We start from the raw sequence: 24961 nt of genomic DNA, 5'->3' as shown, positions 1-24961 counted from the left end.
GAATCAAGTGAAAGATTCACAGGCTATTGATAAGCTTATATTGGGAATTGGAGTATGTACTAAGTTAACACTCAAAAAATTTTTTCCTCTTGACACTAAAAAAGTTGTAAAGTAGATTTAACATAATTACATAAAAGCAATAGGTGCCCACTAGGGAGAATAGGGAATAAAGTGAAAAGCTTTAGCGGACCCGCCACTGTATAAGGGAGTTTCATAGTGTATGCCACTAGCGAAAAGCTGGGAAGGTACTATGAGGTGTTGAACTTGAGCCAGGAGACCTGCCTACATGCTTTAGAAGATATAGATGATGGAAAAGTCTGTAGTTTATTTGTCATGACAATAAACTACAGACTTTTTATTTTGTCTTAATGAGAACGAGAGGAGAAATAATCATGCAATTATTACAAGACACGATTCAAAACATTCAAGGGGTTGATATGAAAAGTATGGAGCAAGCTAGAATGCGGATTGATGCGCTTTGTAAGCCCCCGGGTAGCTTGGGTAAACTAGAATCAATTGCCGTACAGCTCTCTGGTATAACAGGACAATTATATCCGACGGTCGACAAAAAGGTGATGATTGTCTGTGCTGCAGATCATGGTGTTTGCGAGGAAGGTGTAACCACGAATCCACAAGATGTTACGGTCTTTCAAACATTAAATTTTCCTAAGGGGGGTACAGGCGTTTGTGCGATTGCGGGGATTACCAATGCAAAGGTGGTCACAGTAGATGTGGGAGTAAAAGAAGATATTTCACTTGATGCAGGTGTCATTATTCATAAAATTAAATACGGTACCGATAACATGGCACACGGTCCAGCTATGGCCAAACAAGAAGCCATTCAATCGATAGAAGTAGGAATCCGTGTGGCCACTGAGGAAATCATAAAAGGTGCTGATGTACTTGGGACTGGAGAAATGGGCATCGGCAATACAACACCAAGTGCTGCGATATTAGCTGTTTTGACGGGATGCAACCCTATCGAAGTAACGGGGTTTGGTGCAGGAGTAGGCCAAGGAGGCATTGCCTATAAAGCGGCAGTTATTGAAAAAGCAATTACCTTAAATAAGCCTAATCCAAGTGATGTTATTGATGTTCTGGCTAAGGTTGGAGGGTTAGAGATAGGGGCGATGACAGGTATTATTCTTGGCGCTGCTGCCCATCGTAAACCCGTTGTCATTGATGGATTTATTTCGACTATAGCCGCCCTCATTGCTTATAAGCTCGAACCAAAAGTAATCGATTATATCATTCCTTCCCATGCTTCAGAGGAACCAGGGGCAAAAATTGCCGCTGCCTTACTGGGCATTGAACCGATGTTGCATATGAATATGCGTTTAGGCGAAGGTTCTGGAGCAGCCTTAGCCTTTCCTCTTTTAGATGCAGCTTGCTCGATGATGAAAAACATGGTGACTTTAGAAGAATCAATGCAGTTGTTAAAAAGGTAAGTTAAATGTCTCTTTTTTAATCAAATAAGGAATGAAACATTAGCTTAAACAATAAAACAGCCAATGACTTAATTTTTGGTCATTGGCTGAATGGTTATGCACGATTTAACTTTCGTAATGGCAAGCGCCACTTCATCATATAGGAAAGAATACGTAAAGCTGTAATCACTGCGAATAAAATATAAAGGAATATGTCCCCTGTAAAAACCTCGAATCCGATTAGCAGTCCAGCAAGAGCTGCCCAAACACCATAAACTTCATCACGGAGAACTAATGGTTTTCTTCTAGCTAATAAATCTCGTACAATACCACCACCTGAACCTGTCAAAACAGCAGCTACAATGACTGCGCTCACTGGCATATCAAGCTTGACAGCATAGAGTGCGCCTTGAATAGCGAATGCTGATAAGCCAATCGCATCTGTGAAGTTACCCCAACGATGCCAATGTTGAATCAGATGATGCGGAAAAATAAAGAATATCGTAATCGCAGCAAGCGCTATTTGAAACATCATATCCTGTCCCCAAAGCGTTGTGACAGGTAGTCCAATGAGTAAATTTCGAATAGCTCCTCCACCAAAAGCAGTCACAATACCAAGTATATATACACCGAATAAATCGTATTCTTCTTCCATGGCAATAATTGCCCCAGAAATAGCAAAGGCAATTGTTCCTATAATACTAAAAACCTCCCAAGCCATCCCTTTCACCCCTTCTATCAATAAATAAACTTTATTAAAAGTTAAAAGACTTTTTACGTAACAGAATCTATGAATTTAATAGCCAAAATCGGTCATTAAATACGCTTCTTGAAATAAGTCCGCACATTAGCTTAGCGTAAAATCCCCTTAGAAACAATAGGCAAGTTTTACAGGTGCACATACAAATTGATAAAATGTGATTAAAATAAAGAAAAACATTCGTCAAAAGCGTTCATATACCAGTAGTTGGTTAGGGAATTCTAGAGTGATTGAAGTCAATTTAGATAGTCAATAAATCTTCCTGATTGAAATGCGAGACATTGTGAAATGGAGAAGAAAGAATGACGTTTACATCAAATTTATCAACAGAAACGCTGTCATTAGCGGCAAAAGTAGAGGAGCAAGTTCGGCCTTATCATGCCAAGGTAGAAGAAATGGCGTTCTACAATCAGCAGAAGGTGCTAGCAGCTTTCAGAAAGCATCAAGTAAGTGATTATCATTTACATCCATCAAACGGCTATGGCTATGATGATGAGGGACGGGATAATCTAGAGCGTGTTTATGCGGAAGTATTTGGTGCAGAGGCAGCCATAGTCCGACCACAAATTATTTCAGGGACACATGCAATCACGCTTAGTCTATTCGGTGTTTTGCGTCCTGGTGATGAGCTGCTTTATATTTCTGGTCAGCCATATGATACATTGCAATCCATTGTCGATGGTGGTGATAAAGATACAGGTTCACTGAAAGATTATAAAATCGGTTATCGACATGTGGATTTACTAGATAATCAGGTCATTGATTGGGCAGGTGTAGAAGCGGCCATTACAGCACAAACCAAAATGATTGCGATTCAGCGTTCAAAAGGCTATGCAACACGTCCATCCTTTACAATTGAAGAAATTGTAGAAATGTGTGTAAAGGTACGTAAAATAGCTCCGAAAGCTATTATATTTGTAGATAACTGCTATGGCGAGTTTGTAGAGGCGCAGGAACCTACAGAGGTCGGTGCTGACTTAATGGCAGGATCGCTCATTAAAAATCCAGGTGGAGGCTTGGCTAAAATTGGTGGCTATATTGCTGGCCGAGCAGATTTAGTGGAGAAATGTGCCTATCGTATGACATCTCCAGGTATTGGAGCCGAAGCGGGGGCCACATTAAATACACTAGGTGATTTTTATCAAGGATTTTTCCTGGCACCACATGTTGTATCGCAAGCACTAAAAGGGGCGATATTTACAGCTGCAATGCTTGAGGAAATCGGCATGAGCACTTCTCCGAGCTATCACGCGAAGCGTACAGATTTAATTCAATCAGTATCGTTCCAAACAGCTCAGCAAATGATTGACTTTTGTCGCGAAATACAAGCGAACTCACCGATAAATGCCCATTATGCTCCTGAGCCAGCCTATATGCCAGGCTATGAAGATGATGTCATTATGGCGGCTGGAACATTTATTCAGGGGTCCAGCATTGAGCTAACAGCGGATGGCCCGATACGACCGCCATATACAGCATTTATCCAGGGCGGACTAACATATGAACACGTTAAATTTGCTATTTGCAGTGCAGTTCAAGCCATTCAAAAAGCATAACAAGACAATAGATAAAGCCTAAATATGAATAGTTTTTTACAATTTTTAATCAGATTGAAAAAAATAGTGCCAACCATGTTAGATAACCTTACATGGTTGGTTGACAGTAAAAAAATTTCGTTATATGATAAGCGGGTATTGGAGGAGGACTTAAATGAGTCGTGAAATTAGACGAACTATGCCGTTATTATCGATGAGTATCGTGATGCAATTAACAGAGCTTTCGGCAAGACAAATTCGTTATTATGAAGAACACCATTTAATTGAGCCGCACCGAACAGAAGGCAATCGACGTATGTTTTCACTGAATGACGTCGATACATTGCTTGAGGTTAAAGACTACTTAGAACAGGGTATGAATATGGCGAAGATTAAAAAAATATTTGCTAAAAAGAAAAATCCTGTTGCAACAACTGATGAGCAAGATTTAAGTGATTCAGAATTACGTCAAATTATGCGCGAAGAAATGCGTCAAGCACAGCGCATGCAAAAATCGTCCATCCGAAGAGGGGATTTATCTCGATTCTATTAATAAATAGGGTAGGGTAAACATAAAAGCTAGACAAATTATAGGAGTGTGGAAAACTGTGGGTAAATACACAAAAGAGGACATTAAACGTCTCATCGAAGAAAAAAACGTAAGCTTTATTCGTTTACAATTTACAGATATTCTTGGCACTATCAAAAATGTTGAGATTCCTGTAAGTCAATTAGACAAAGCACTTGAAAATAAAATGATGTTTGATGGCTCATCTATTGAAGGTTTCGTTCGAATCGAAGAATCTGATATGTATTTATATCCTGATCTTGATACTTTCGTAGTATTCCCTTGGACTTCTGAAAAAGGGAAAGTAGCACGTTTTATCTGTGATGTTTACACTGCGAAAGGCGAACCGTTTGCTGGTGACCCACGTAACAACCTAAAACGTATTCTTAAAAAAATGGAAGAAATGGGCTTCTCAAGCTTCAATTTAGGGCCTGAGCCAGAATTCTTCTTATTCAAATTAGATGCAAAAGGCGAACCAACATTAGAAGTAAATGACCATGGTGGTTATTTCGATTTAGCGCCAACAGATCTTGGTGAAAATTGCCGTCGTGATATCGTGTTAGAGCTAGAAGAAATGGGCTTTGAAATTGAAGCATCACACCATGAGGTAGCTCCAGGACAACACGAAATCGACTTTAAATATGCGGATGCTGTTACTGCGTGTGATAACATCCAAACATTCAAATTAGTTGTTAAAACAATCGCTCGTAAACATGGCTTACATGCTACATTTATGCCAAAACCATTATTTGGTGAAGCAGGCTCTGGTATGCACTTTAACGTGTCACTATTTAAAGGCAAAGAAAATGCGTTCTATGATGAATCTACAGAATTAGGTCTTTCTGAAACAGCTATGCAATTCATGGCGGGTGTTCTTGCACACGTACAAGGTTTCACAGCTGTAACAAACCCAACAGTTAACTCTTATAAACGTCTAGTACCAGGTTATGAAGCACCATGTTATGTAGCATGGTCTGCACAAAACCGTTCACCATTAATTCGTATTCCATCTGCACGTGGCCTTTCAACTCGTGTTGAAGTACGCTCTGTAGACCCTTCTGCAAACCCATATTTAGCGATGGCTGTTATTTTAGAAGCAGGTCTTGAAGGTATTCGTCAAAGCCTAACACCACCTGCTGCAATTAACCGCAACATCTATGTGATGTCGGAAGAAGAGCGTCAAGCAAATGGTATTGAAAACCTACCTGCAGCACTTGATGATGCACTAACATTACTTGCTAAAGATCAAGTAGCACAGGAAGCATTAGGTGAGCATATTTATGCAAACTTTAAAGAAGCAAAAGAAATCGAGTTCGATATGTACCGTACAACTGTTCATCAGTGGGAACGCGATCAATATTTAAAAATGTATTAATCATAAAGATACCGAGTGCCTGATAAAGGGTACTCGGTTTTTTTCTGAGCATATTAGGAACGATGGGGTCATCTGACAACCCCATCGTTATTTTATCATTAGCGCATATGTTTATGATGGTGTGGCATATGGCAAGGGTTAGGTGGCATACCACACATAGTATGTGTTTCACAGCATTCATTCACGACAGATTCTGTGCATGGGAAATAGTACTGATGATCAATCATATGTTTGTTCACTGTTGTAACATGTGCAGGTTGTACGTGTGGAACAACCGTATGGATATAATTTGTGCGTACATATTGCTCTGGTGGTAAAAATTGTGGTGGATCATATTGCATTGGCATCATTTGTGGCGGACAGCAGTGTGGACCTTTTGCCGGATGGCGTCTTCGTTGAAACATGTTATTACCTCCTGTTTTGATAAGTTGTAGTTCATTATTAAGATATGAGATATACGTCGATAGGGTCTATTTATTTGCCTATTAATGCATAGGTAAATCTAACAAGTAACTAAAATAGTAGAAAATCTATAATCAATTTGCCTACGTCTTTGAGTGAAATGAAAGCATGACATATTGTTGAAAAAGATGATGGAACGGAAAACGCCTCGATCATGCTGCAAAACTTCTTTCACTCTAACAGTAGTGAACAAAATAGCACATATTTTCGAAGTGAAGATAATGAGTCTAACAACCATCCACTTGCTTGTTTTTCAACACGATGAATAGGTTTTTCAAATAACGTTCTTCCTAGCGTCATAATGTAAAATAAATTTTTATTAAAAAAGTATGTTTTTTGAAAAAATAGTTATTGTCAATAAAAGAATCGTACAGTATACTCTTTAATTGATAATGATTATCGTTGTCGATTATTTCTTAGGAGGAAATGTATGCCAAAATTATCACTGCAAAAAAAGAACTTTTTTGTACTTTTCACACTACTATTAACCTTCGCGTTATTATTAGTTGGGTGTGGGGAGAAGACATCGAACTCCAGTAGTTCACAAGAGAACGACAAAGCAGAAGAAAGTAACACTGAATCAGAATCTTCTAGTCGTGAGATTACACATGCAATGGGTACTACAACGATTGAAGGCACACCTACAAAAATCGTTACTCTATATCAAGGCGCAACAGATGTTGCAGTAGCTATGGGCATTAAGCCAGTTGGGGTAGTAGAATCTTGGGCTGAAGCGCCTGTTTATAATTATATGAAGAATGAGCTTGATGGCGTTGCAATTGTGGGACAAGAAACACAACCAAACCTTGAAGAAATTGCAAAGCTTAAACCAGATTTAATTATTGCTTCTAAAGTACGTCATGAAGAAATTTATGATCAGTTATCGCAGATTGCACCAACAGTTGCTCATGAAACGGTTTTCGATTTCAAAGGAACAGCTGAAATGATGGGTCAAGCAATGAATCAAGAAGATACGGTGAATGAATTACTTGGCGATTGGGATACACGAGTAGCTGATTTCCAAACAAAAATCAAAGAGAAGCTTGGCGATAAATGGCCATTCCATGTTTCTGTTGTCAACTTCAGAGCAGACCATGCTCGTATTTATGTGACAGGTTATGCGGGTTCTATTTTATCTGAGCTTGGATTCCAAGGTCCTAAAAATTTAACAGATGATTCTTTAGAAATTGTGAAGCTAACTGACAAGGAAAGTATTACACAAATGAATGCTGATGTTATTTATATGTTTATGGAAAATGATGAGACCGTGAAAAAAACTTATGAAGATTGGACAAACCATCCACTTTGGAAAGAGCTTGACGCAGTGAAAGCGAATCAAGTTTATCAGGTAGATGAAATCAATTGGAATCTAGCAGGTGGTATTACTAGTGCTAATTTAATGCTAGATGATATTTATGACAAGTTTGAATTAGAAAAATAGTGAATGAAGGATGGGCTGTTAAAAGTGTTAGAGAATACTTGAATAACAGCCCTCTCATTGTAGTGTTTGAGCAAAATTGAAACCTACATAAGATAAATTGTGGATCAAGAAAGTTGGCATAACATGAGAATTATTCTTTCCAGTACACCGATGAAACAAATAGGTTTATTCATCAGCTGTTTGATTCTTTTGCTGGCATTTATAATCAGCATAGCTATTGGTCAAACGTCCATACCTTTTTCGTCAATCTATGATGCTATTTTTCATTTTGATGCTGCTAATAAGGAGCATGTCATTATTCGAACATCTAGATTTACAAGAGCTGTGATCGCTACAGTAGTTGGCGCAAGCCTTGCCATTGCGGGCGCATTAATGCGAGCATTAACAAGAAATCCTTTAGCAGCTCCTGATATTTTAGGTATTAATGCAGGGGCTATATTTTTTATTGTCAGTGCCATTACTCTTTTTTCCGTTCAATCTTTAATGAGCTATATGTGGATTGCCTTTTTAGGGGCAGGTGCAGCGGGGGCGATGGTTTTTTTCCTAGGCTCATTAGGAAGGGATGGGTTAACACCGATAAAAATAGTATTAGCTGGTGCAGCGATTACAGCTCTATTTGTCTCGTTTACGCAGGGGCTTTTAGTCATCGATGAACAAGGTTTACAAAGTGTCCTGTTTTGGTTAGCAGGTTCTGTATCGGGGCGTAGTATTGAAATGCTCGTGCCTGTCCTACCGTTTATTTTAGGAGTGACAGTGGTGGCAATATTTATGGGGCGTTCAATCAATATTTTACAATCAGGAGATGATATTGCCAAAGGATTAGGACAACGAACAATGTTCACGAAAATCACGCTAGGCATAATTATTATCATACTTGCAGGCAGTTCAGTAGCTGTTGCAGGTTCAATAGGTTTTATTGGCTTGATTGTCCCTCATATAGCGATCCATCTTGTTGGCACGGATTATCGTTGGATTATTCCCTACAGTGCCGTGTTGGGAGCAATATTGCTATTGTTGGCTGATATTGCGGCAAGATATGTGATTATGCCATTGGAAATGCCGATTGGTGTTATGACTGCCTTAATCGGAGCTCCTTTCTTCATTTATATTGCTCGAAAGGGGTTAGCAAAAAATGCCTAATTATGTGACAGTTCGAACGAAATCTAATCGTATATCTTTTCAAATTGCTAAAAGAACGGGTTGGATACTATTACTATTAAGCTTATTATTAGTCATCATAACGATTCTTGGTTTATCAGCGGGTAGCGAGTTTATCCATCCAGTAACAGTGGTGAAAGAATTGTTGGGCTATGGGAATGGAGAGTATGATTTTGTCTTACATACATTAAGGCTCCCGCGTGTCTTAATGGCCTTATTAGTTGGTGCTGCGCTGGGAGTTGCCGGTTTAATTTTACAAGGAATTATCCGTAATCCTCTTGCTGCCCCAGATATTATTGGTGTAACGAGCGGAGCATCGATGGGTGCAATTATTTTTATCGTGTACTTTATGGGGTCAGTCAGCATTCAATTTTTACCGTTAGCTGCTATAGTAGGTGCTGGTATTGTCTCCTTCATCATTTATCTACTGTCATGGAGAAAAGGAGTCACACCAATTCGAATGGTGCTAATTGGAATTGGTATCTCAGCCTTAGCAAAGGCGGTTGTGACGATGCTGCTGGTGATCAGTAATGTAGCCGCTACAACGAAGGCCTATTTATGGCTGACGGGTAGTTTGTATGGGGCTAATATGCAGGATGTCTATTTGCTATTACCATGGCTAGTCATTTTAGTGCCACTAACATTTATTTTAGCAAGAACGGTGAATGTGAAGGAATTAGGCGATGAAATAGCGATAGGGCTAGGCGTAAAAGTACAAGTGTATCGTGTACTTTTTCTACTCATTAGTGTAATGCTAGCTGGTTCTGCAGTAGCTTTTGCTGGTGGCATTGCCTTTGTTGGATTAGTGGCTCCTCATATGAGCAGAATGCTTGTTGGGCGTTCCTTTGCAGGATTAATTCCTGTGACAGCTATTATAGGTGGAATCATTGTCATTCTGGCTGATATGGTGGCACGCACAGCCTTTTTACCAAAGGACTTACCTACAGGCGTATTTACTGCTGCAATTGGCGCACCATTCTTTATTTATTTATTATTTAGAACGCGCAATCAATAAAGCTTCATGATAAAAAAGTTAAAAGCTGTAGAAGAAGGTGACAGGATTTTGAATAATGTTTTAGAAGCACAAAATTTACATGTAAGCTATGGAGAAAATCTTATTTTAGAGGATTTGAATCTTCAAATACCAAAAGGAAAAATTACAGTACTAGTTGGGGCCAACGGTTGTGGAAAATCTACACTACTTCGGACATTTGCACGATTACAAAAAGCGAAGTCGGGTGAAATTTTTTTAGATGAGAATAAACTAGATGCCATTTCAACGAAAGAGGTAGCGAAACGTTTAGCTATTCTGCCGCAGGGCCCTGTTGCACCAGAAGGATTAACTGTTCAGCAATTGATTAAGCAAGGTCGTTATCCACACCAAAGTTGGTTAAAGCAATGGTCTACGGAGGATGAAAAAATTGTAAACAATGCGCTTGCAGTAACGCAGATGACTGAATTTGCCGATCGTCCAGTAGATGCATTATCAGGTGGTCAGCGGCAACGTGTATGGATTGCTATGACATTAGCGCAAAAAACAGATCTTATTTTACTAGATGAACCTACAACTTATTTAGATATGGCACACCAAGTAGAAATTTTAGATTTACTATTTGATTTAAATGACAAGGAAGGGCGTACCGTCGTTATGGTATTACACGATTTAAACTTAGCCTGTCGCTATGCCCATCATATTGTGGCGGTACGTAATAAACAGGTTTATGCCCAAGGCAAGCCAGAGGAAGTGGTGACAGCAGAGATGGTCCAGGCTGTTTTTCGTATGGATTGTACCATTATTAAAGATCCGCTCTTTGGTACACCTTTATGTGTGCCACATGGCAAGGGGCGAACAGTTCAAACAGTGGAATTAGAGGAGGTAGGGATCTGTTGAGCCTATCACTGTCAGCTGAAGAAACATCCGTGTTACTAAGAGAGTATCGATTGTCGATAGAGCCTGCAGTAGATGCTACATACTCTTTATATGCCAAAAATTTATTGGACAATGAACAAGCTCTAGATTATTTGCAAAAAATTGCCCATTTCTTTCAATCGCCTTCTATCCTAGTTACGGCATCGTTGTTTGCGAAGCGCTATAGCGTCTTAACGATAGCTTCAGCCTTCTATGCTATGTCCAGATACGATAAAGGACTACATTGCAGAATTGAAAATATGTGGGTAGAAGCGGAATATTCAAAACCTTGGCTTCCTACTATTCGGCTAATCGATCGCACAGTGTCAATACCTACTGAAGACCGTGAAAAATGGCGTGATGAGGTTCTTAGAGAAATCTTTGCGAATAATTTAGCGAAGGTTTGGCAGTCATTAGCGAAAATAAGTAAAATTCCAAAAACAATCTTATGGGAAAACACAGCTATTTATGTGAATTGGCTCTATGAAACGAAAATAGGGGAAGGAGCCAGTGAGCAAGAAAAGGCTCGTATACAAGAGGATTATCACTATATTGTAAACCTAGCACCAGGCTCCATTTTTGGAGAGAGAAAAAATCCTTTGACGGACTATTGTGGTCCTAAAGTGACAATTATGGAATCGGAGCAACCTGTACGCTTGAGAAAAACATGTTGTTTCTATTATCATACCTCTGATGAAGCAAATGATTATTGTATCTCCTGTCCAAAAATAAAAAGATAATCATAACAACAAAATCTCTAAACCACCAAAAGTGAGTAAACACTTATAGCATTTCATAGGTGTTTATTCACTTTTATTTTTGCCATCAATACCTGCCATTAAATAAGGAATTGCAGGTTTGATAAATTCTTCGGGCTGTATCTCCTGATTGCTAGTTCTCCATTCTATAGAAGCGCCATAGATTCCCCAGCTTAATATTACAGCAGTCATTTTTAACGCTTCGTTCTCTGTCGCTGCATTTTGTTTCAATAACATTTTGTAAAAGATAATTTCAAGCTGCTCTCTAATAATGCGAGCAATTGTCTCTTCATAGCCTCTATGACAACGATTAGACAATGACTTTTGAAAATTAGTTATCGCTTTAAAGAGAATAATGAAAGCTCCTTCATTAAGTTCGTTATGTTGTAGAAAGTCATCATTCAAATTAATTAATAATACTTCTGATAGGACCTTCTCTAACAAATCATATATATCTTCAAAGTGATAATAAAAAGTCGCACGATTAATCATAGCCTCTGTCGTAATATCCTTAACTGATAGGACCTTCTACTACAAATTACTAGAAAGTGTAATGAAAGAATCCATGATTAATTTACGAGTCCGTATAACACGAAGATCTGTCTTAGATGAGGTCATTACTTACACTCCTTTTTAAACAATTKCTTCAAAGTGTTGTATAAACAACAATTCAAATAGATTATTGGTTTATTGATGATTTTATTATGAATAAAATACAACTGTAAGGCAAATAAGAGAGTTATATATTTATATTTAATGAAAGTAAGAAAAGGGGATAGTCAATTGAAGAATCATCCAATGGTTTGTGATTTAGAGACAGGTGTATGTGGAGTAGCTGGCGAGGAGGAATTAGGGATAATTGATTTTAATCAACCAAAGAAATCCATTGAAGTATACTATGTAACTGATCCAATATGTTCTCATTGTTGGGCACTCGAACCCGTTCTTCGACGTTTTATCGAGCAGTACGGACACTATTTTAACTTTCATACGATTATGGGAGGATTACTAGAAAAATGGGGTGATGGTCCAGTAGACCCTGCTAATGGAATATCTGGACCTGCCGACGTTGTAGGACACTGGAGAGAAGTTGGAGAATATTATCGCATGCCAATAGATGGAACAGTGATGATGAACAATCCAGTGCAATCATCCTATCCACCATCTCGTGTTTTTAAAGTGATTCAAAAAAATCAGCATGATGCTATAGCATTTGAATATTTGCGCAGAGCAAGAGAAGCGCTATTCGTATTTAATCAAAATATTGCAGATACATCCGTTATGATTGACATTGTAAATAAACTGGGGCTTGATGGAGTGGCTATTGTAAACGAATCAGAACAAACAAGCGGGCAACAGTTATTAAATGAAGATTTTGACCTTGCAAGAAATCTAGGCGTAAGAGGATTTCCAACTATTATTATGATGAATGAAGATAATAAAGGGTTGAAAATTGTTGGTGGGCGTCCATTTGTAAATTATGTGGAAGGACTCAAACAGGTTCTCAATTTTGAAGAGCTGCAACCAAAACAACTGCCATCTCTTTTAAGCTTGCTTGAAAAAGAAAAGCTTCTATTTTCGAAAGAAATTGAAGTCATGTATGATTTGGAAAAGTCAGAGGTTATATCTTATGTGAAAAAAGAGCTTTCATCAGATCAATATGAAATGAAGGAAATACTTGGTGAGTGTTATATTACTACTAAATAATGAGGAGAATGGCAATGACATACGTATTACAAGTAGATTTTAAATTGGATGGACCATTTGGTGATGAGATGGCAGAAGCGTTTTCTGACTTAGCAAAAAGTATTTATGAAGAGGAAGGACTTTTGTGGAAAATTTGGACAGAGAGCCCTGAAACAAACGAAGCGGGCGGCATCTATCTATTTGAATCGAAACGCACAGCTGAACAATATATAGCAATGCATTCAAAAAGGCTAGCTGAATTTGGAATCACTACTATTAACGCAAAAATCTTTGCTATCAATTCAAAACTGACTGAAGTTACGAAAGGTCCAATAAAACAATTAAAAAATCATTGATGCATCATAGAATTACTAGCTAATTCAAAGGAGTCTAATTTCTAATTAAGAAGTTAGGCTTTTATTTTATGAATGTATAAATATTCTGAATATTGTGAGGTTGAACCAATTGCGTTGTAGCGTTTACAATAGTTTTATATCACGTTTATGTTATAAAAACATGAATAATTTGAGTGTTTTTCTGTTTAATGCTCAATACTTCAAAGCTTTTAAAATCGTTCTATAGCAGAAGGAGGGATGAGATGTTGAATGAAAACAACATATTTTTGCTTATATAGTTGTACAACAATTGATAAAAAAATGTTTCTTATAAACACTATTTTAATTGTTGTTATGCAAAATACATAAATTATTGAGATTAAAAGAGATGAGGTTTTATAAAAAAATGAAAAAGTATTCTGTTGCTACATATTTTTACTTCATTATTCCGTCTTTAATTGGTATCTTTCTATTTATGATCCCCATTTTAACGGAAGAGGGCTGGAAAGTACCCATTGCCATATTAGCCAATATTTTAGCGGGGATTGTGGCCCCGATCATTAGCTATTTTACAATTGGAATGTTTGCCATCTCTGCAATTGGTGCACTGATAGCGAAATTTATCMCTCGTAAAAATGCTAAAGAACCTAGTATGTTGGATACATTGTTTTATGTTAATTGGTTTTGGACAATTACTCGTATTATCGGTTTAGCCTTTGCTTCAATGGTGGTCTTCAATTTTGGACCTTCTGCCATCAATAATGAAAATACGGGTGGACTTCTCATGGATCCAAATGAGGGACTTGTGACGTTTTTATTTACCATTTTTTTGTTTGCGGGTTTCCTTTTACCAKTTTTAACAAACTTCGKTTTACTTGAATTTTTCGGGACAATGATGGTGAAAATTATGCGGCCACTGTTTAAAAGTCCAGGGCGTTCTTCAATCGATGCTCTTACGTCATGGGTAGGTGATGGCACAATAGGTGTGTTAATGACCAGTAAACAATATGAGATGGGGAACTACACAAAAAAAGAAGCTGCGATTATTGCCACAAGTTTCTCAGTAGTGTCCATCACATTCTGTATCGTTGTATTGGATACTGTACATTTGGCACGCTATTTTATTCCTTATTATTTGACAGTAGTACTTTGTGGWATTGTATTAGCCRWTATTAYGCSTCGAATCWATCCACTTGCGAAAAAGGAGGATACGTATATAGATGGGACACCAGTGGATTATTCACGTGAGAAATTACCAGAGGGCTATAATTCTGTTTCACATGGTTTAGAAAATGCACTTGCTGTTGCACATGCAAATCGTGATYCTCGACAATTTTTCAAAGATGGCTCTAGAAATGTAATTGATTTATGGSTGGGTGTGGCCCCTATTGTTATGGCTTTTGGGACAATTGCCTTAATGCTTGCTGAATTTACAAGTATTTTTGCGATTTTAGGAAAACCGTTCGAGCCAATTTTAACTGTCCTTGGCTTGCCTGAAGCGGCTGAAGCAGCGCAAACAATGGTCGTAGGCTTTGCCGATATGTTTCTACCCTCTATTTTAGGTGCAGGGATTGAATCGGATGTTACTAGATTTGTTATCGCTGTTGTTTCTGTGTCACAGCTGATCTATATGTCTGAGGTAGGTGGACTTATTTTAGGTACAAAAATTCCATTGAAGTTTTTGGATTTAGTCGTCTTATTTATACTACGTACGCTTATTTCTCTTCCAATTGCAGCATTGGTTGGTCATCTACTCTTCTAAATAAAATGCCAAGTCTTAAATGGACTTGGCATTTTTCATAAACAGATTGTGATCGATTTTCTTTAGACGTCTCCATAACGTAAGCATGTAGATAAAGAGTACAAAAATGATAAGATAGGCACTTAACATGGAGCCTTCCGTATTTCCCATAATGTTGAAGAAATTATTCAGTCCATGGAAAATAATTGTTACGATAATTGATTGACCTTCCAATACAAGTAAAGCTAGAACAAGGCCAACTAAAAGAGCATAGATGATTTGAAGAATCGTATCTTCTAGAGATTGGCCACCTAGTAATTGTAACGCATGTGTGACGCCAAACAATATACTAGAAATCCAGACAGCAGAAAAAGCCCCTTTTGCTAATAGCATGCGTAGCATAATGCCTCTAAATACAGACTCCTCAATAAACGCTACTATGAAAATTTGCATGATAAACATGACAATTAAATCACTAATAGATGTCATATTCAATCCTTTTGTGCTTACTAAGATGATGCCTAAAATAAGAAGAAGTGGTAAGGTGATGAAGAAATGATTCTTTTTAATAGGATAAAAGAAATATACTCTCCATTTCTTTTTCGCCGCTATATACATGAAGAGCCCTAATGCAAATGGGATTAACAGCGCAAACTGTAGAAAAGGGCTTAAAGGTTGTTTGATAGAAACAAAGGCACCATTTAAAACATAGAAAAATATGAGTAGAGACTCTAAACCAATTATTTTTATCAACATTTTTGGGTTCATGTTATTATCTTCCTCCTATTCTATTTATACAGGATTTACAGAAACCTTTCGCATACTAGCTGAAATAACTAGATAGAGGAAAATACTAAAAACAAACATGCTCCCTAAAATCGCTAATATAGATGAATTGGCTAACAGTTTATACAACGGAGAATACCATTCAAAGATCACCATTAATATAGGTATTAATGCAAGGAAACCAATTAAGCTATAGCCTCCTAGTATGCCTAAACGATAAAAAACAACGTTAAGGAGAAGGCCAGAACTTAGACAAAATAAAAGCAAGACCGTATCCAATACTACTGTTTGGAAAAATGAATGGGTAATATCAAAAAATAAGATAGGGTGGATGATAATAATATCTTTGATATTGAATAGGGTAGAAACATAAGAAATGATTTGATGAGCACACGCAATAATCAAGGCACCGACCAGACTCCAGCTGATAAAAAATAGCCCGACATACAACATATATTGCTGACGACTTAATCCTAGCTTTAAAAAATAGGGTAAGGTTTTATTGAGAAGTTTTGTTGCCATCATACTGTAAAAAATATAAACAGGAATTGAAATAGTCATAGCAAATGATACATATTGACCAAAAAATGCATCTAAGAAAAATGACAAAAGCACGATAGAAAATAAAATGCTCCAAAAAATAATATTTTGCTTCTTATAGCTTTGAAATAAGATATAAAAACTGCCTTTCATCGTGTTCATCGCCCCAGCCTCACTTTCTGTTTACTTAAATAGACGAGCATATCTTGAAGAGAGACAGATTCAAGCGTAATGTTCTGATCTTCAATGGATTGACCATTTGCGAAGACAATAGCTGTCATCTCTTGCATAAATGTATGTTGATAGATTACTTGTAAATCCCCAATTGCTCTCTCAACATCTGAGGCATTGCCTTTTACAGCCACAATATGCTCTCGCCATTCATCAGTGGTCTTTTGGAGCAAAAGTTCGCCCTCATGTAGAATGAAAATTTCCTCAAATAGCTCGCTTGCCTCATCGATTAAATGTGTAGATAGAATAAATAATCGCGGATTTTCTGTTTGCTGCTCAATTAACAAATCATAAAACATATTACGCGCTGCTACATCTAAACCGATATAAGGTTCATCAAATATAGTTATAGCTGTACAACTCGCAAAGCCTGTAATAATTCCAAGTGCAGAGACCATCCCTTTTGAAAGATTACGCACTTTATCTTTTGGATTCAGGGCAAATACTTGTAGCAGTTCTTGAGCTAGCTCTTCATCCCATTTTGGATAAAAGAAGTGATTGGCCTTTAATGTTTGGGCAATGGTCATTTCTTCTTGAAAGTTGCCACTTTCAGCGACAAAGCAAATATCACGTAATGTGGAAGGGGCATTGAAGACATTTTCTCCGTTAACTAAAATTTCTCCGCTTGTTGTAGAGATGAGGCCTGATAATAAATTTAAAAAAGTTGTTTTACCAGCTCCGTTGTGACCTAAAAGGCCAATAATCTTTGGTCCCTCCATGGTGAAGGAGATATTTTTCAAAGCTGCTTTATGTTTATAGGATTTCGTGACATTGCTCACATTAATTTTCATTCATGATCCCCCTAGTATCAATTTTTGTAACTCTTCATCTGAAATGCCTAGACGACTTGCTTCCTTTTTCAATGGTTCAATATGTTGCTGGAAAAAGCTTTCTTTACGCTCAGTAATTAAAATATTTTTGGCGTCTGCATGTACAAACATACCGACACCTCTCTTTTTATAAATGACGCCCTTATCCACTAATTCATTCACGCCTTTCCCAGCAGTTGCAGGATTAATCTGGTATTCTTTTGCAAACTCATTTGTAGATGGAATGCGATCTTCAGGCTGTAGCTGTCCATCTAGAATGGCATCTTCTATTCTTTCACGTATTTGTTGGAAAATGGGCTTTTCGTTATTTAAAGAATGAATCACAATCCACCTCACTTGTTAGTTGGTTAATTACTTGTGTAACTAACCATATAGCTTATGGTATCCATTGTCAATGATTTGGTAAAAAAATGTACAAAAATTTTTACATGAAAAAAACCTTCTCATTCTTGAGAGGGCTCTAAGTAAACTAAATATATGAACATGTTATTCATGAAAAAAATTCCTTCACTTTCTATATTTGAAAATAGCTTGCATCACAAAATATTATCAAAAAATCCTAGTAACTTGGCAAGAGTTCCATTTTTGCATATGTGTCACATAACCACTATGCATATACTGTGGCAAGAGGGGGGGAGGTGAGCTTTTATGAGAATTAATTGGAAGGTTCGTCTTCAACATATTCCATTTTTACTAGGGCTATTTTCATTGTTGCTCTTACTCGCACAACAAGTGGCTGCAATTTTTGGCTATGATTTTACGGGTGTGATGAGTGAGCAAATATCATCTATTTTAAATACAGTCTTATCCATTTTTGTGTTAATGGGGGTCATTGTCGATCCAACCACACGTGGCACTAGTGATAGTGAACGTGCCTTAATGTATCGGAGACCGAGATAAAATGAACAAAAAGTGTAATTTTACAATAAGGATAAATATGTTATAATGTTAGAAAATTGATAAAGTGGGGAGGATGATTGAATGTCCCTTGAATTGGAGCGCAGAATTGCGAAGCTCGAGGAGGAAATGGCAGATTTACGTCAGGAGTTGTCAATATTAAAAGGTTCGCAAAGCACTGAAAAAAATAATACTCTTGATGCCAGACAGTCGATGATCAAGCAATCAGAACCAATTAAACCAAAACCAGTACTGGAGTCGAAGCCTATCCCGACTAAAGTAGCGGAAAAAGAAGTGCAACCACAGCCATCGATGGAGGAACGTGTTATGTGGGCACTTCCAAAAGTATTCATGGTTATTTTAGTAATGGGCGTACTTTGGGGTCTAAAACTTGTCAGTGACTATGGCTATTTATCGGATGGCGTGAAAATCATCCTTGCCTATGTACTATCGTTGGGATTGGCGGTTATTGCCTATGTACTAGAGCGTAGGAAAGTAGGCTCATCGGCTATAACGATTTCTTTATATGGTGGGGCATTTATTGTCGGTATTTTAACAACTGCAGCAAGTGCCATATTATATGAAATCATTGGTCTTATTCCAGCACTAGGCATTACGCTGCTTTATATTGGCTATGGTATTGCCATTAGCTATTTGAAGAAAAATGAAGCACTAACTGTTTTTGTTGCCTTTACATCATTATTACTACCTTACTTACTAGAATATATGGATTTTAGTGCTGTCATTATCTTATTATTTGTGGTCGTATTGTTTGCTGCATTGCAATTAGTTATTTACCAGCACAAGCAAAAACTAGCCCTTTATATTGCCACATTCTTTTCAGTGCTAGCAGTGAGTGTTGTAGCATTTATGAATAGTGATCAACAAGTAGTTTTTGCACTTGGCTTACTTGTAATTCTAGCAATCTTTTATGCAATATGGTGTTTACTGTATAACGCACAATCCAAATGGAAGCCACTTCACATTGGACTCCAATTTTCTTTAGGCTCATTTAGTTTATTACTGCTGAATTTAATCATTCGTTCTCTTGAAAATGGAGAAATGCTACTCCTCATTTTAATGGCTTTATTTGGCGCTGTAGCGTTTTATAGCTATCGTCAAAAATGGCAGGAGGTACTGGATAGTGCTGTGACACTTGTGTTTATCACCTTCTGTAATATGATACTTCTATTGAATATTCCGAATAAAGTGGATGATTTATTGTATCCTTTGATTGCATTTGCAGGCGTGATGATGAGCTTACGAATACGTGCAAGTATGATGAAGGTCGTTACTTCACTTTCCCTTGTGATGACATTTACACTAAACTTTGTTTTCCATGAACCAAATCCATTTTTCAGCATCGATCATCTAAGCTTATTTATGCCAATCATCTATTTCATCATTATTTATTTATATGCAAGACGTCCAAAAGAGACACTCTCACCTTTTGAAAAGGTCATGAAGGATTTGTATGTAATCGATATTTTAGCAGTGGTCACAGCTGGCTATTTCTTAGCCTATATTAGCAAGCTAGATGCCGTATACTTTACAGCCACAAATGGCATTCCATATATGGTGTGTATCGTACTAGCTGTCTTATTTACTGGTTCTTTATTTGTAGAGGAAACTTACAAAGGACGTGCATTAACACCAGTACTTGGTGCATTTTTCCTACTAGTCTCCTTGATGATCAGCACTAGAGTGTCAATGTTGGAAAGCTTAAACACTATCACTAGATTAATTTATTTAGCAGTGATTGTAGCGATTGTCGCTGATGTGCTTGTAAAAGGAATTATTTATCGATTGTACGAGGACCGTCTGGGGAAATATGTGGACGCCATTGTAAGTACGGGGATTGTGCTCACGATGATTTCGATATGGGGACTGATCCATCAGTTTACATTTAACAACGCACTTGATTGGAAGCTAAGTATCGCTCTTACAACTATTACATTATTCTTAACTGCTAGTGTATCACTATGGATTAGTTCCACACATCATTTAAAAACATTGCGCACAACAGGCTTTATTATTTTAGTTATCGCATTTATTAAGCTAATTTTCTTTGACTTATCTGCCCTTGATTTACTGATTAGAGCTGTTCTATTTATTACCATTGGTGGTATTGGAATGCTATTGTCGGGTAGGTTGTTGAGGAAAAAGGAGTAAATCTGAAAGCACATAGGCAATAAATTTTTATTGCCCGTGTGCTAATTTATATTTCTAGTATAATATCTTCAGTGATATCTACCTTAGGAGGGGATGGAGGAATGTTTGGTTGATTGTTGTTGTCGCTACCGTCATTTCCATTTGAAGCATTACTTTCACTGAAGGTGATGGAAGCACCACCATCTACAAGAATTGTATCAGCAACAATTGCTCCTTTAATATGTGCACCTGCTACTACTTTCACATCAGCATTTGGTGCGATAATATGTTGTCCTGCTGAATTAAAGCCGCCATTAAATGTAATATTATTTCCTCCTGAATAAATATTCCCCTTTACACCTACGCCACCTGAAAATGTTAAATCTGCTTCCTTTGCATAAAGAGAGCCGTGGAGCTGAGTTTCATTTGAAAGTGTTAACGGTTTAGAGCCACTATATAAAAAGTTAATTTGACTAACATCACCGCCGTTGTTAAAGGAGCCTTTAATGTAGAGCGAGTCTTTTACATAAATATTTAGCTTTCCTGTACCAATGATTTTAATATGTCCCTGTAAAATATTTAGATCTTCAATATAAAGATCTTTATCCGTATCACCAACATTGATGGTAATGGTATTATTTTGACCGACTTTAAATTCTTTAAAATGCGTATCGCCACTTAAATTAAGTGTGTAATCCGATGCCATCCAGTTATCTGCTTGGAAATTTCCGTTATAAATAATATTGGTTTTATTTGATGAACTTTTTATAAGTTCCTCATTTGGAGGATAATTTAGTTGAGCTAAATCATTCATTCGATCTTCTGGAAAAGATGCAAGTGCATTGCCAGCTGGAAATTCTTGAGCCTGAGTTACTTGATCTTTGAATTTATTAAGGTATTCGGGAACATCAAGGTTGTCAGGAGAAACACCTATGTTACCTGTAATCTCTGTGCCACCTGTTAATTTAACCTTTCCACCAGCACTTGCTACATTACCAATAATTTTACCACCGCCATTTAGTATAATATCGCCTTTTGTTTGAACGGTATATTCATGTGGAACAAAATGACCACCACCTGATCCTTCAGTGGGAGCATCATCGTCATCTGAAGGATTGTTACTACTGTCTGGGTAGTCTAATTTCATTGTTACAATTTGCTGTAAGGTTCTTTTTATGGATGTATCCTCAAATTCACCTGTTGACTCAATTCTATAACGAAGGTCATCTGCATCTTCTAGAGTGATAGATACACTTACTTTGGGTTTAAGCCCAAATTGATCATCAAATGTAGGTATTAGAAATGGTATATAGTTTACTTTTGCTTCGTCTCTAACTCTACTTTCTATATCTTGGATTGCTGGGTCCTCTGACTTTATTAATATGGTTTCTTCTACATTATTAACATTTACAGGATAGCCCAAGTTTTCTAATTCGATTTTTAAAAGACCTTTAAAATCTTGAGGATTAGGAACTTGCTTTTTCTTATAAGCAATTTTTTGTTTTTGATACTCTGTAGTCGCTAAACTTTCAGCAATTTCAAAATTTTTACGTGTATGCTCACGCCCATAATTTAATCCAGCCTCTGCAATATAGTAAACTGATTGATCGTCTCGTTCATGAGCAGAGGTTTTTAAAGTATTACTGGAAACTTTTAGAATACTTAAACCTAATACCGATATTAAAATAATGGTAAAAAAAACAAGTAGAAAAGTATAGCCATTTTCATTTTTCAATACGAATATTTTAATTTTCCTCATAAAACTTCCCACCTTGTTTAACTAGTTTTCTTCCTTATCAGGCATTTTGATACCACGTGAAGTTAATTCTGCATTTATTTCTTTATCAGATGTATTTACAATTTTTATGGTTAGAACAACAGGAGTATCTTTTTTAGCCTCTAGTTTAAATTCTTTAATATTATTTGCAATAATCTCCCCATTTCGGGTAATTGTATTATTCAAAAGGGTGTATGTTTGTTGTCCATCTCTAGTAGTGAATGTATCAGTAGCATCATCAAATTGCGTTGCTTTCCTAAAATCCTTGGTAACTAATTTTAGGGCGTAAGAGGTATCCTGTAAATTTTTATTTTTTTTAGCTTGTTTTTGGTGTGTTGATGTACTGGAACTTAATATACTAAATAGAAGAACGGAGATAATGCTGACAATAACTACGACGGCTAATACTTCAGCTAAAGTAAAGCCCTGTTGCTGTTTTATTTGCATTTTTATTAGCCCCCTAATTTATATCTATTTTCTATTTTACTTTTTTCTTTTCCACTTTCTAATACTTTTATAATAATAGGAGTTAATCCTAAATCGTCAGGTTTTTTCAGTGTTAAATAGATGAGTATAGTGTTGTCTTGCTTTAACCAAGTATCCTCATTAGTAGCTACATAAGGAATTGTACTTTGCTTATTTAACTCGTCAATTAAAGCTTCACGTGTAAGTGCAGTTCGATATTTATAAATACTTTCCATCTCTTTTTGCGCAATATATGTAGCATTTACAATATCATCTGAGGTTGCTGTGGTTTTGCTAGTTTGTAAAAACATCCCCATAAAACTTAAAAGGATAACAGAGATTAATACGATTGAGGCAATAACTTCAATTAATGTTAGGCCACAATCTTGATTTATAAGACTAGTCTTTTTCATGATTTCCTCCTAAATTAGCCATAATTTATAATTTTTTAACTTAGATTTATTCAGCAAGCTCAATCAAATTTTTTTATTTAAATGTTTCTTTTCATTCTCTTGCTCTTGATTTATTAAAGTAAACTTATTATTTAAAACTAGATAAAAATGACTATCAAGGCTATTATAACAAATTCTAAATATGTATCGAAAGAAATTTAAGGTTATGCATAGTTCTTTGTGACTAATTGTTGAATTATTTTTGAATTTCTGTGAAATATCTAGTCAAAATGACGGAATAAAGTTGCATTTTAGTAGTGCCAGAATACCATAGTTGTAGTATCATTTGTATATAAATAGAAAAACCACTAAGTTAAATAAAGGATGATGTGGATGAAAACATACATAAAAATAATTAGCTTGTTTTTGGTAATTGTTCTAATTGTGGGATTTTTTGTTCCATCATTTGTGCTAAATGACACAGTTTTTGCTAAAGAAGGTCCTAAATCTTCAACCATTGGGGGTATTGAGATCCATGATGTGAAAACAGTAGATTTAGCAACTACGCTACAAAATGCAATTTCAGAATGGCAAGGTGCCGAAATGGAAATTGTTAGTGATGGTATAGCCAAAACCATTGACTCGAAACAATTTGTTTTTGATCCATCAGCAGCTATTGCTCAGTACGAAATGCTGACAAAAAAGCCTTGGTATGCTTTTTGGCAAAAAGAAAAAGTAGTTCATATTCCCATTCCTGTTACCGTCAATGAAGCTATTACGCAGCAAATAGATGAAGCAGGTGTTTGGGATACAGATAAAACACTCCAGAAACTAATCTTACAAGCCAGCTATTTGAAGGAGCATAAGGTCGAAGCCGTTATCAATGAAGGTTCCATGCAAACCGGGGAAAGGATTGCCTTTCAGATTGCCGAGCTACCAGCAAATAGTCAAGGAGTAGCAAAAATCATTCAGTTATTAAATGATGTAAATCTAGTTCCAAATCAATCCATCTCGTTGCTTACACTTTTAGGTGAACAGGCTGAGGTTGTCAATGATGCAGGTTTAGATTTTGTGGCATCAATGCTATATAGTGTAATTCTTCAAACGGATTACGAAATTTTAGAAAGACACTCTCAGGAAATAAATCCAAGCTATTTGCAACAGGGAATTGAGGCAGATATCAATGCAGCATTAGCAAAAGACTTACAATTTATTAATCGGTCTGAGCAGCTCGGTAAACTGAAAGCATCTATAGAGGGTAATCAATTAAAGATAGAAGTTTTTGCAGCCGCGAAAGACAAGGACATCACAGTACGTGTTAGTAAGGATAAAATTGTAAAGCCACGCATTATTTATCGCTATTCGAAGGAGTTAAAGGCTGGACAAGAAAGAGTGGAGCAAGAGGGGAAAGAGGGTTCAAGAGTGGAAGTATATCGTTCCATTGTAGAGAACGGAGCAACAGAAGAACAATTCATTAGTAGAGATTATTATGCACCTCAAAATCGAATTGTTACGCGTTCTTCGCAGGAGCCTGTTATTATCACAACGCCTACTCAGAACGTAGGGGCGGGTGCATCAGATCCTGATTTAGAAGTGGATTTAGATGGTAATGGTTTGCCTGATGTGAAACCTTCAAAATCAGVGGAAACAAAGCAAGAAGATGGACCAGAAAWTGTCTATGGCTACTATGATAAGGGTGGTAATTTTGTACAAACAAGTCCATAACGATTGGAGGTA

General features: G+C 36.9%; 24 protein-coding genes, 1 pseudogene and 1 riboswitch. Of the genes and pseudogenes, 15 read left to right on the top strand and 10 right to left on the bottom strand.

Features of this window, described 5'->3' with window-relative positions; translation table 11 throughout:
* Window positions 1–124: 124 nt before the first annotated feature.
* Window positions 125–301: riboswitch (cobalamin riboswitch) on the top strand.
* Window positions 302–392: 91 nt separating this feature from the next.
* A complete protein-coding gene (gene cobT / locus ACHZEU_RS07845) occupies window positions 393–1448 on the top strand; it encodes a nicotinate-nucleotide--dimethylbenzimidazole phosphoribosyltransferase (protein WP_279494275.1) in 1056 nt (351 codons plus the stop codon).
* Window positions 1449–1542: 94 nt separating this feature from the next.
* On the opposite strand, the gene ACHZEU_RS07840 is transcribed toward cobT, so the two are convergent.
* Window positions 1543–2148, bottom strand: coding sequence for a trimeric intracellular cation channel family protein (locus ACHZEU_RS07840; protein WP_004225816.1), 606 nt, complete (start codon window positions 2146–2148; stop codon window positions 1543–1545).
* A 341-nt stretch (window positions 2149–2489) separates the two neighbouring features.
* Between ACHZEU_RS07840 and ACHZEU_RS07835 the strand changes: the two genes are divergently transcribed.
* From ACHZEU_RS07835 to glnA, 3 genes are all read left to right on the top strand, one after another.
* On the top strand, window positions 2490–3743 hold the full coding sequence (locus tag ACHZEU_RS07835; protein WP_279494277.1) for a methionine gamma-lyase family protein: 1254 nt from the start codon (window positions 2490–2492) through the stop codon (window positions 3741–3743).
* Window positions 3744–3897: 154 nt separating this feature from the next.
* Window positions 3898–4275: a MerR family transcriptional regulator gene (locus ACHZEU_RS07830; RefSeq protein WP_004225812.1), complete on the top strand. Its 378-nt coding sequence runs from the start codon at window positions 3898–3900 to the stop codon at window positions 4273–4275.
* 55 nt (window positions 4276–4330) lie between these two features.
* Complete coding sequence (glnA, locus tag ACHZEU_RS07825) at window positions 4331–5665, top strand: type I glutamate--ammonia ligase (protein ID WP_004225810.1); 1335 nt, start codon at window positions 4331–4333, stop codon at window positions 5663–5665.
* A 98-nt stretch (window positions 5666–5763) separates the two neighbouring features.
* On the opposite strand, the gene ACHZEU_RS07820 is transcribed toward glnA, so the two are convergent.
* Window positions 5764–6069 carry a CotD family spore coat protein gene (locus ACHZEU_RS07820; protein WP_016991980.1) on the bottom strand — a complete coding sequence of 102 codons (306 nt, stop codon included), beginning with the start codon at window positions 6067–6069 and terminating at the stop codon, window positions 5764–5766.
* 488 nt (window positions 6070–6557) lie between these two features.
* On the opposite strand from ACHZEU_RS07820, the gene ACHZEU_RS07815 reads away from it, so the two are divergent.
* The 5 genes from ACHZEU_RS07815 to ACHZEU_RS07795 all read left to right on the top strand — a co-directional run bounded on the left by ACHZEU_RS07815 (window position 6558) and on the right by ACHZEU_RS07795 (window position 11375).
* Window positions 6558–7568, top strand: a complete 1011-nt coding sequence (locus ACHZEU_RS07815) for an iron-siderophore ABC transporter substrate-binding protein (RefSeq protein ID WP_279494281.1) — start codon at window positions 6558–6560, stop codon at window positions 7566–7568.
* A 123-nt stretch (window positions 7569–7691) separates the two neighbouring features.
* Window positions 7692–8708 carry an iron ABC transporter permease gene (locus ACHZEU_RS07810; RefSeq protein ID WP_279494282.1) on the top strand — a complete coding sequence of 339 codons (1017 nt, stop codon included), beginning with the start codon at window positions 7692–7694 and terminating at the stop codon, window positions 8706–8708.
* Window positions 8701–9741, top strand: a complete 1041-nt coding sequence (locus ACHZEU_RS07805; protein WP_279494283.1) for an iron ABC transporter permease — start codon at window positions 8701–8703, stop codon at window positions 9739–9741. The genes ACHZEU_RS07810 and ACHZEU_RS07805 overlap by 8 nt, the downstream gene beginning before the upstream one ends.
* A gap of 6 nt (window positions 9742–9747) precedes the next feature.
* Window positions 9748–10617 carry an ABC transporter ATP-binding protein gene (locus tag ACHZEU_RS07800; RefSeq protein WP_279494285.1) on the top strand — a complete coding sequence of 290 codons (870 nt, stop codon included), beginning with the start codon at window positions 9748–9750 and terminating at the stop codon, window positions 10615–10617.
* Window positions 10614–11375, top strand: a complete 762-nt coding sequence (locus ACHZEU_RS07795) for an IucA/IucC family C-terminal-domain containing protein (RefSeq protein ID WP_048391377.1) — start codon at window positions 10614–10616, stop codon at window positions 11373–11375. The genes ACHZEU_RS07800 and ACHZEU_RS07795 overlap by 4 nt, the downstream gene beginning before the upstream one ends.
* A 63-nt stretch (window positions 11376–11438) precedes the next feature.
* On the opposite strand, the pseudogene ACHZEU_RS07790 reads toward ACHZEU_RS07795, so the two are convergent.
* Window positions 11439–12011: pseudogene (locus ACHZEU_RS07790) on the bottom strand (TetR/AcrR family transcriptional regulator).
* 165 nt (window positions 12012–12176) lie between these two features.
* Here ACHZEU_RS07790 and ACHZEU_RS07785 point away from each other — a divergent pair.
* The 3 genes from ACHZEU_RS07785 (at window position 12177) to ACHZEU_RS07775 (ending at window position 15176) form a co-directional block, all read left to right on the top strand.
* Window positions 12177–13100, top strand: coding sequence for a DsbA family protein (locus ACHZEU_RS07785; protein ID WP_048391375.1), 924 nt, complete (start codon window positions 12177–12179; stop codon window positions 13098–13100).
* Window positions 13101–13114: 14 nt separating this feature from the next.
* Window positions 13115–13435 carry a monooxygenase gene (locus tag ACHZEU_RS07780; RefSeq protein ID WP_048391374.1) on the top strand — a complete coding sequence of 107 codons (321 nt, stop codon included), beginning with the start codon at window positions 13115–13117 and terminating at the stop codon, window positions 13433–13435.
* A gap of 385 nt (window positions 13436–13820) precedes the next feature.
* Window positions 13821–15176, top strand: coding sequence for a YjiH family protein (locus ACHZEU_RS07775; protein ID WP_404804327.1), 1356 nt, complete (start codon window positions 13821–13823; stop codon window positions 15174–15176).
* A gap of 15 nt (window positions 15177–15191) precedes the next feature.
* Here the strand turns inward: ACHZEU_RS07775 and ACHZEU_RS07770 are convergent, their stop codons facing one another.
* From ACHZEU_RS07770 to ACHZEU_RS07755, 4 genes are read right to left on the bottom strand one after another with little or no spacing between them, the layout of a single operon-like run.
* A complete protein-coding gene (locus tag ACHZEU_RS07770) occupies window positions 15192–15923 on the bottom strand; it encodes a CPBP family intramembrane glutamic endopeptidase (RefSeq protein WP_048391371.1) in 732 nt (243 codons plus the stop codon).
* 24 nt (window positions 15924–15947) lie between these two features.
* Window positions 15948–16643, bottom strand: a complete 696-nt coding sequence (locus ACHZEU_RS07765; protein ID WP_054550576.1) for a hypothetical protein — start codon at window positions 16641–16643, stop codon at window positions 15948–15950.
* Entirely contained in the window at window positions 16640–17503 is an 864-nt protein-coding gene (locus tag ACHZEU_RS07760; protein ID WP_054550577.1) for an ABC transporter ATP-binding protein, read from the bottom strand. Before ACHZEU_RS07760 ends, ACHZEU_RS07765 begins: the two co-directional genes overlap by 4 nt.
* Window positions 17504–17866 carry a GntR family transcriptional regulator gene (locus ACHZEU_RS07755; protein WP_054550578.1) on the bottom strand — a complete coding sequence of 121 codons (363 nt, stop codon included), beginning with the start codon at window positions 17864–17866 and terminating at the stop codon, window positions 17504–17506.
* A 324-nt stretch (window positions 17867–18190) separates the two neighbouring features.
* On the opposite strand from ACHZEU_RS07755, the gene ACHZEU_RS07750 reads away from it, so the two are divergent.
* Both ACHZEU_RS07750 and ACHZEU_RS07745 read left to right on the top strand, forming a co-directional pair.
* The gene (locus ACHZEU_RS07750) at window positions 18191–18442 is read left to right on the top strand and encodes a phage holin (protein WP_048391360.1); all 252 of its coding nucleotides are present in this window, start codon (window positions 18191–18193) and stop codon (window positions 18440–18442) included.
* Window positions 18443–18523: 81 nt separating this feature from the next.
* Complete coding sequence (locus ACHZEU_RS07745) at window positions 18524–20611, top strand: DUF2339 domain-containing protein (protein WP_279494290.1); 2088 nt, start codon at window positions 18524–18526, stop codon at window positions 20609–20611.
* A 46-nt stretch (window positions 20612–20657) separates the two neighbouring features.
* Here the strand turns inward: ACHZEU_RS07745 and ACHZEU_RS07740 are convergent, their stop codons facing one another.
* The 3 genes from ACHZEU_RS07740 to ACHZEU_RS07730 are packed head-to-tail and all read right to left on the bottom strand — an operon-like array spanning window position 20658 to window position 23245.
* The gene (locus ACHZEU_RS07740) at window positions 20658–22349 is read right to left on the bottom strand and encodes a pilus assembly PilX N-terminal domain-containing protein (RefSeq protein ID WP_279494291.1); all 1692 of its coding nucleotides are present in this window, start codon (window positions 22347–22349) and stop codon (window positions 20658–20660) included.
* Between the two features lie 21 nt (window positions 22350–22370).
* Window positions 22371–22814 (bottom strand): prepilin-type N-terminal cleavage/methylation domain-containing protein, encoded by a 444-nt coding sequence (locus ACHZEU_RS07735; RefSeq protein WP_279494292.1) that lies wholly within the window; start codon window positions 22812–22814, stop codon window positions 22371–22373.
* A gap of 5 nt (window positions 22815–22819) precedes the next feature.
* Window positions 22820–23245 (bottom strand): prepilin-type N-terminal cleavage/methylation domain-containing protein, encoded by a 426-nt coding sequence (locus ACHZEU_RS07730; protein WP_279494293.1) that lies wholly within the window; start codon window positions 23243–23245, stop codon window positions 22820–22822.
* A 372-nt stretch (window positions 23246–23617) separates the two neighbouring features.
* Between ACHZEU_RS07730 and ACHZEU_RS07725 the strand changes: the two genes are divergently transcribed.
* Window positions 23618–24949 carry a G5 domain-containing protein gene (locus ACHZEU_RS07725; protein WP_404804326.1) on the top strand — a complete coding sequence of 444 codons (1332 nt, stop codon included), beginning with the start codon at window positions 23618–23620 and terminating at the stop codon, window positions 24947–24949.
* Window positions 24950–24961: the final 12 nt, after the last annotated feature.

Source organism: Lysinibacillus sp. S1 (genome assembly GCF_044986265.1).
In the GTDB taxonomy this organism is placed as follows: Bacteria; Bacillota; Bacilli; order Bacillales_A; family Planococcaceae; genus Lysinibacillus; species Lysinibacillus capsici.
The sequence above is the reverse complement of the archived record's forward strand: the minus strand, read 5'-3'. Positions and strand labels throughout refer to the sequence as shown.

Excerpts from the sequence above, each read along its gene's own strand:
- cobT (WP_279494275.1), top strand. The coding sequence starts at position 393 with ATGCAATTATTACAAGACACGATTCAAAACATTCAAGGGGTTGATATG.
- ACHZEU_RS07840 (WP_004225816.1), bottom strand. The coding sequence starts at position 2,148 with ATGGCTTGGGAGGTTTTTAGTATTATAGGAACAATTGCCTTTGCTATT.
- ACHZEU_RS07835 (WP_279494277.1), top strand. The coding sequence starts at position 2,490 with ATGACGTTTACATCAAATTTATCAACAGAAACGCTGTCATTAGCGGCA.
- ACHZEU_RS07830 (WP_004225812.1), top strand. The coding sequence starts at position 3,898 with ATGAGTCGTGAAATTAGACGAACTATGCCGTTATTATCGATGAGTATC.
- ACHZEU_RS07820 (WP_016991980.1), bottom strand. The coding sequence starts at position 6,069 with ATGTTTCAACGAAGACGCCATCCGGCAAAAGGTCCACACTGCTGTCCG.
- ACHZEU_RS07815 (WP_279494281.1), top strand. The coding sequence starts at position 6,558 with ATGCCAAAATTATCACTGCAAAAAAAGAACTTTTTTGTACTTTTCACA.
- ACHZEU_RS07810 (WP_279494282.1), top strand. The coding sequence starts at position 7,692 with ATGAGAATTATTCTTTCCAGTACACCGATGAAACAAATAGGTTTATTC.
- ACHZEU_RS07805 (WP_279494283.1), top strand. The coding sequence starts at position 8,701 with ATGCCTAATTATGTGACAGTTCGAACGAAATCTAATCGTATATCTTTT.
- ACHZEU_RS07800 (WP_279494285.1), top strand. The coding sequence starts at position 9,748 with ATGATAAAAAAGTTAAAAGCTGTAGAAGAAGGTGACAGGATTTTGAAT.
- ACHZEU_RS07780 (WP_048391374.1), top strand. The coding sequence starts at position 13,115 with ATGACATACGTATTACAAGTAGATTTTAAATTGGATGGACCATTTGGT.
- ACHZEU_RS07770 (WP_048391371.1), bottom strand. The coding sequence starts at position 15,923 with ATGAACCCAAAAATGTTGATAAAAATAATTGGTTTAGAGTCTCTACTC.
- ACHZEU_RS07765 (WP_054550576.1), bottom strand. The coding sequence starts at position 16,643 with ATGAACACGATGAAAGGCAGTTTTTATATCTTATTTCAAAGCTATAAG.
- ACHZEU_RS07760 (WP_054550577.1), bottom strand. The coding sequence starts at position 17,503 with ATGAAAATTAATGTGAGCAATGTCACGAAATCCTATAAACATAAAGCA.
- ACHZEU_RS07750 (WP_048391360.1), top strand. The coding sequence starts at position 18,191 with ATGAGAATTAATTGGAAGGTTCGTCTTCAACATATTCCATTTTTACTA.
- ACHZEU_RS07745 (WP_279494290.1), top strand. The coding sequence starts at position 18,524 with ATGTCCCTTGAATTGGAGCGCAGAATTGCGAAGCTCGAGGAGGAAATG.
- ACHZEU_RS07740 (WP_279494291.1), bottom strand. The coding sequence starts at position 22,349 with ATGAGGAAAATTAAAATATTCGTATTGAAAAATGAAAATGGCTATACT.
- ACHZEU_RS07735 (WP_279494292.1), bottom strand. The coding sequence starts at position 22,814 with ATGCAAATAAAACAGCAACAGGGCTTTACTTTAGCTGAAGTATTAGCC.
- ACHZEU_RS07730 (WP_279494293.1), bottom strand. The coding sequence starts at position 23,245 with ATGAAAAAGACTAGTCTTATAAATCAAGATTGTGGCCTAACATTAATT.